Here is a 6,714-nt window from a genome sequence, read left to right on the forward strand (position 1 = left end):
GCCAATTAGTCACCCCTATGTGGGTTAGAAATAGATTCTAGATCGCTTGTTGAGACAACCGATTATGTGGAGATAGAAATGGACGAGAATAAACAAAAAGCGTTAGCCGCAGCCCTTGGTCAGATTGAAAAGCAATTTGGTAAAGGTTCTATCATGCGTCTTGGTGATAACCGCACAATGGACGTAGAAACTATTTCTACAGGTTCTCTATCTCTAGATATCGCACTAGGTGCTGGTGGCCTGCCGATGGGACGTATCGTAGAAGTTTACGGTCCAGAATCATCAGGTAAAACAACGCTAACGCTTGAGCTTATTGCTGCAGCACAGAAAGTGGGTAAAACGTGTGCATTCGTTGATGCGGAGCACGCACTAGACCCTATCTACGCTCAAAAGCTTGGTGTTGATATCGATGCACTTCTTGTTTCTCAACCAGATACGGGTGAGCAAGCGCTTGAAATCTGTGATGCACTCGCTCGTTCAGGTGCAATCGACGTTCTTGTTATTGACTCAGTAGCAGCCCTAACACCAAAAGCAGAAATCGAAGGCGAAATGGGCGATAGCCACATGGGTCTTCAGGCTCGTATGCTTTCTCAAGCGATGCGTAAGCTGACGGGTAACCTTAAGCAGTCTAACTGTATGGCTATCTTCATTAACCAAATTCGTATGAAAATTGGTGTGATGTTCGGTAACCCTGAAACAACAACAGGTGGTAACGCACTTAAGTTCTACGCATCTGTTCGTCTTGATATTCGCCGTACTGGTGCGATTAAAGATGGTGATGAAGTTGTTGGTAACGAAACTCGTATCAAGGTCGTTAAGAACAAGATTGCTGCACCATTCAAACAAGCTGAAACTCAAATCCTTTACGGTAAAGGCTTCAACCGCGAAGGTGAGCTTATCGACTTAGGTGTTAAGAATAAGCTAGTAGAAAAAGCAGGCGCTTGGTACAGCTACAAAGGCGATAAGATCGGCCAAGGTAAAGCTAACGCTGGTAAATACCTACGTGAAAATCCAGAAGTTGCTCTAGAGATCGATACTAAACTTCGTGAGTTACTACTGACTCCTGCTGTTCTTGAAGAGAAAGACGTAGAGAAAGAAGAAGAAAACGAAGAGCTATAAGCTAACGTTTTATAGAGTGGATATTTGAAAGAATCATCCGCTTTGAAAGAACTTAAAGCCTCGCATATTTTATGCGGGGCTTTTTTATTGGAGCAGCTCCGTCGAGCATGTCTTTGGTCAACTCTCTTTCGTTGACTGAGTTTCTTCGGTATTAGGTCGTCAATTTAGTTCTGCTTTTCCACGGTTAGATATAGTGGAATATTCTTCATTTTATCGAATTCCCACTAAAATCCTGCCCAAGGGTGTCTTTTCTACAAGAAAACTAGTCGAAGCCTTAACCATGATCTACAATACGGCAAAATTCTAACTCGACTATTTTCAGGAAGAGCTGCATGTACATGAGCACTGATGAGGTTCGCAACGCGTTCCTTAAGTTCTTTGAGAGCAAAGAACACCAAATCGTAGACAGTTCATCGTTAGTTCCACATAACGATCCAACCCTGCTATTTACTAACGCAGGTATGAACCAATTCAAAGATTGCTTCTTAGGCGCCGAAAAGCGTGCCTACACTCGAGCAACTACGGCTCAGCGTTGTGTACGTGCGGGTGGTAAACACAATGACCTTGAAAACGTAGGTTTCACGGCTCGTCACCACACGTTCTTCGAAATGCTAGGCAACTTCAGCTTTGGCGACTACTTCAAAGAAGAAGCGATTGGTTTTGCTTGGGAATTCCTGACAGAAACTCTTCAACTGCCAAAAGATCGTCTACTGGTAACGGTATACGAGACAGATGATGAAGCATTCGATATCTGGAACAAAAAAGTAGGTGTTCCTGCTGACCGTATCGTTCGCATTGGCGACAAAGAAGGCGGTAAACAGTTCGAGTCTGATAACTTCTGGACGATGGGTGACACAGGTCCTTGTGGTCCATGTACTGAAATCTTCTACGATCACGGTGAGCACATCTGGGGCGGCCGTCCTGGCACACCTGAAGAAGATGGTGACCGTTTCATCGAGATCTGGAACAACGTATTCATGCAGTTCAACCGTCACGCTGACGGCACAATGGAACCGCTACCTAAGCCTGCTGTAGATACAGGTATGGGTATTGAGCGTATTTCTGCAATTATGCAGGGCGTTCACTCTAACTACGAAATTGATGTATTCCAAAAGCTAATCAAAGCGACAGCAGAAGTGGTTGGTCATGACGATCTATCTAACCAATCGCTACGCGTTATTGCTGACCACATCCGTTCTTGTTCATTCCTAATTGCTGACGGCGTGATGCCTTCAAACGAAGGTCGTGGCTACGTTCTACGTCGTATTATTCGTCGTGCAGTTCGTCACGGTAACAAGCTTGGCGCACAAGGCGTGTTCTTCCACAAACTTGTGGGTGTACTGGCTGAAGTGATGGGCTCTGCGGCAGATGAACTTAAGAAACAGCAAGAGCTTGTTGAAAAAGTACTTCGCATTGAAGAAGAGAACTTTGGTCGTACTCTAGAGCGCGGCATGGTTATTCTTAATGACGCACTAGATGCACTTGAAGGCAAAGAGCTTGACGGTGAAACAGTTTTCAAACTTTACGATACATACGGCTTCCCAGCTGACCTTACTAACGATGTAGCTCGTGAACGCGACTTTACTATCGATGAAGAAGGCTTTGAGAAGGCGATGGAAGCGCAGCGTAAGCGTGCACGTGAAGCGGGCCAATTCGGTACGGATTACAACGCGACGATCAAAGTAGACACCAACACTGAGTTCTGTGGTTACACAGCAACTGAAGGTGCTGGTGAAATCTCTGCGCTATTCGTTGACGGCGAAGAAGTATCTTCACTATCGGCTGGCGACAAAGCAATCATCATCCTTGAAGAGACACCATTCTACGCTGAGTCAGGCGGTCAATGTGGTGATGCTGGTACACTAAAAACAGCGTCGGGTCTTTTCAAAGTACAAGACACTCAGAAGCTAGGTAACGCATTTGCGCACCACGGTGAGCTAGTTGAGGGTGTATTTGCTAAGGGCGATAAAGTAGAAGCAACGGTTGACGCTGAGCGTCGTGCTGCTATCTCACTAAACCACTCTGCAACTCACTTACTTCACTCTGCACTGCGCGAAGTGTTAGGTGAGCACGTTGCTCAGAAAGGTTCTTTAGTTAAGCCAGACAATCTACGTTTTGACTTCTCTAACCTTGAAGCGGTAACACCGGCACAGATTAAAGAAGTAGAGCGTTTGGTTAACGCACAAGTTCGTAAGAACCACGTGATTGAAACCAACATCATGGACATCGAGTCAGCGAAAGAAAAAGGTGCAATGGCACTGTTTGGCGAGAAGTACGATGATGAAGTTCGCGTTCTATCTATGGGCGATTTCTCTACTGAACTTTGTGGCGGTATCCACGCAAGCAACACGGGTGATATCGGCCTATTCAAGATCACTTCTGAAGGTGGTATTGCTGCAGGTATTCGTCGTATTGAAGCGGTAACGGGTGAAGCTGCTCTAGATGCAGTAGAAGCTCAGGCTAACGCTTACGAAGAGAAACTTGCTGAATCAGCTAAGAAAGCTAAATCGCTAGAGAAAGAAATCCAACTGCTTAAAGAAAAGATGGCTGCTGCAGAAAGCGCAAACATCATGGGCAAAGTAGAAGACATCTCTGGTACTAAAGTTCTGGTTGCTGCAATTGAAGGCGCCGACAACAAGAACCTACGTACTATGGTTGATAACGCTAAAAACCAAGTGGGTAGCGGTATCATCCTGATCGCGAACGTAGCAGACGGTAAAGTTGGCTTGATTGCTGGTGTAACCAAAGACCTAATCGGCAAAGTAAAAGCGGGTGATCTCGTTAAGATGGTTGCTGAGCAAGTTGGCGGTAAAGGCGGCGGTCGTCCAGATATGGCTCAAGCGGGCGGTACAGATGTTGAAGCACTGCCAGAAGCGCTTAAATCTGTACGTACTTGGCTAGAAGAACGTCTTTAAGCTTAAGTGATTGATACAAAGATGCCCAATCAGTTGATTGGGCATCTTTTATTTGGCTTATTGGAAGTGTGTTTAAACAAGGTTTGATTGAGATTAACCAAGAAGTCTAATGGTGGCGTTAGACTCCTTGGTTAATTTTTTATTGCTTCGCCCTGACGCGGAGTATGTGTTTTTTTGTCATATATAGACATTGGTCTTGGGAAGGTGAGGACGGGTGAAAATGCCTCTTATCGTGCAGAAATTTGGTGGAACGTCGGTGGGTTCAATTGAACGAATCCATCATGTAGCAGAAAAAATCATTGAAGCGAAAAATGAAGGGAACCAGATTGTGGTTGTCGTTTCTGCTATGTCTGGTGAAACAAATCGGTTAGTTAACTTAGCCACACAAGTTGATAGCGTACCAAACGCTAGAGAACTGGATGTGTTGTTAACGACTGGCGAGCAAGTTTCCATGGCCTTGTTAGCAATGACGTTACACAAGTTAGGTTATGAAGCGACATCGATGACTGGCTACCAAGCCAAGATACACACGGATTCTAATCATAATAATGCAGCGATTGAGCGTATTGATACTGCTCCGATTCAAGCTCTGCTAGATGACAACCAGATTGTTATTGTTGCAGGCTTTCAAGGATTCAATGCGAAAGGTGATATCACAACATTAGGCCGCGGTGGTTCAGATACTACAGCGGTAGCGCTTGCAGGTGCCTTGCAGGCGAAAGAATGCCAGATCTATACTGATGTAGATGGTGTTTACTCTTGTGACCCTAGAGTCGTAAAGCAATCTCAAAAATTAGATACTTTAGACTTCCCTTCTATGGAAGAGATGGCTCGCCGAGGCGCTAAGGTATTGCACCTTCCTTGTGTTCAGTATGCATGGCAGCACAACGTGCCATTGCGAGTGCTTTCAAGCTTTGAACAAGGCGAGGGCACATTGATCGCGGGTAATCAGTGTTTGAATGATATTGCTGGCATCGCCATCCAAAGAGATATGGTGCGTATCGAGTGTTTGAATGAAGATTTACCGTCTTTCATTTCACATTGCCAACTGTTGGGGATTGAAGTCTGTAGTGTGATCGAGGAAACAGAACGGGCAGCACTCATTATTAAACAAGACATAAGTGCCAAATTAAAACTAGTTTTTGATGAGAAAATCCGTAATAGTGAACAGGTTAGTTTGTTAACTGTGGTAGGAAGCCGAACACAAGAAATTGTGGTCAGTTCACATGGATTGTTGTCTGAAGGCGAAATTGATGTACAGCATCACTTATTGCAGCAGCAGTCTTTAACTTTGGTGATATCACCAACGCAAGTCGATATGGCTGCTAACATATTACACAATGCATACATCGTAGCGCGTGAAACACAGGGTTATCCTAAAAAAGAAGTGCATTTTGGTTAAATAAACTCAATCGATAGTTTACGAAAATATAACTTTTGTTGGATAATGCTCTCGTAGCTAGATAAATTTAGAGATTACTCAAGGAGCAAAGAATGCTAATTTTGACTCGCCGCGTTGGCGAAACACTGATGATTGGTGATGAAGTAACAGTTACTGTACTAGGCGTTAAAGGTAACCAAGTACGTATCGGTGTTAACGCACCTAAAGAAGTATCTGTTCACCGTGAAGAGATCTACATGCGCATTCAAGCTGAAAAAGGTAATGGTAACGTTGCATCTGGCAACTACTAATACTTTTGCGTAGAGAAGAGGCTAGCATTGTTGCTAGCCTTTTTTGATCTTGGGGAATCGAAACACTCATTGGGACATAGATGAGTTGGATAACGGTTCTGTCTCAAAGTGGTGAAGTGAATGCTTTGTGATGTTGTGAGATACAGACAAGGTAGAACAGAACGGTTGCTCTGTATTTTGTTTGGCAAAACTCAAGATTTATTCGCTTCCCCTATGGCGCAAATACGCATCCCGTAGTATTGTGCCATCAGCGGTAGCACTTGCTGCTGGAGAAATTAGATAATTGTTTTCGGCTGTTTATTATTGCCAATCTTTCACCTTAATTTTTAAGGGAAAAAGCGCGATTTGAATCTTATAAGTTCAATTTGCAAGCGCTTTGATTAAATAGCAAACGGTTGAGTGTTTTTGTCCAATTTTTTTCAATAAAGTGTTTGACATATTTTCGGTAAAACGTAATATGTGCCTCCGCAAGACGGTGAGGTGGCCGAGAGGCCGAAGGCGCTCCCCTGCTAAGGGAGTATGTGGTTTGTAGCTGCATCGAGGGTTCGAATCCCTCCCTCACCGCCATTTCTTGCGAGTCTAAAATTAGCAATTTAGACAATGTAAATGTGCGTCCTTAGCTCAGCTGGATAGAGTACCTGGCTACGAACCAGGCGGTCGGAGGTTCGAATCCTCCAGGACGCGCCATTCTCTCTTTTCTTACTTGTAAGTGATTTGAGAATAATGAATTAGGTGAGGTGGCCGAGTGGCCGAAGGCGCTCCCCTGCTAAGGGAGTATGTGGTTTGTAGCTGCATCGAGGGTTCGAATCCCTCCCTCACCGCCATTCATTACAGGCCGATGGCCTTTTTTTTTCTTCGTAGCAAGAAGAATGTGATATATTTCACAACTTCATTCTTAATGAATGAACACCGTGCGTCCTTAGCTCAGCTGGATAGAGTACCTGGCTACGAACCAGGCGGTCGGAGGTTCGAATCCTCCAGGACGCGC

Annotated in this window: 4 protein-coding genes and 4 tRNA genes; all 8 read left to right on the top strand. The window is 44.6% G+C overall.

Annotation, left to right across the window (positions count from 1 at the left end; all coding sequences use genetic code 11):
* The first annotated feature begins 78 nt into the window (after positions 1-78).
* On the top strand, positions 79-1,119 hold the full coding sequence (gene recA, locus MSG34_RS23175) for a recombinase RecA (protein WP_017056586.1): 1,041 nt from the start codon (positions 79-81) through the stop codon (positions 1,117-1,119).
* Positions 1,120-1,451: 332 nt separating this feature from the next.
* The gene (alaS, locus tag MSG34_RS23180; RefSeq protein WP_048615632.1) at positions 1,452-4,034 is read left to right on the top strand and encodes an alanine--tRNA ligase; all 2,583 of its coding nucleotides are present in this window, start codon (positions 1,452-1,454) and stop codon (positions 4,032-4,034) included.
* A gap of 220 nt (positions 4,035-4,254) precedes the next feature.
* The gene (locus MSG34_RS23185; RefSeq protein WP_248339522.1) at positions 4,255-5,436 is read left to right on the top strand and encodes an aspartate kinase; all 1,182 of its coding nucleotides are present in this window, start codon (positions 4,255-4,257) and stop codon (positions 5,434-5,436) included.
* 92 nt (positions 5,437-5,528) lie between these two features.
* Positions 5,529-5,726, top strand: coding sequence for a carbon storage regulator CsrA (gene csrA, locus MSG34_RS23190; protein WP_004415691.1), 198 nt, complete (start codon positions 5,529-5,531; stop codon positions 5,724-5,726).
* 474 nt (positions 5,727-6,200) lie between these two features.
* Positions 6,201-6,293: transfer RNA gene (locus tag MSG34_RS23195), tRNA-Ser, on the top strand.
* A gap of 43 nt (positions 6,294-6,336) precedes the next feature.
* A tRNA-Arg gene (locus MSG34_RS23200) sits at positions 6,337-6,413 on the top strand.
* A gap of 44 nt (positions 6,414-6,457) precedes the next feature.
* Positions 6,458-6,550: transfer RNA gene (locus MSG34_RS23205), tRNA-Ser, on the top strand.
* A gap of 89 nt (positions 6,551-6,639) precedes the next feature.
* Positions 6,640-6,713: transfer RNA gene (locus MSG34_RS23210), tRNA-Arg, on the top strand.
* Position 6,714 lies beyond the last annotated feature (1 nt).

Source organism: Vibrio sp. 1CM2L (assembly GCF_023161695.1).
GTDB classification, from domain to species: Bacteria; Pseudomonadota; Gammaproteobacteria; order Enterobacterales; family Vibrionaceae; genus Vibrio; species Vibrio coralliirubri.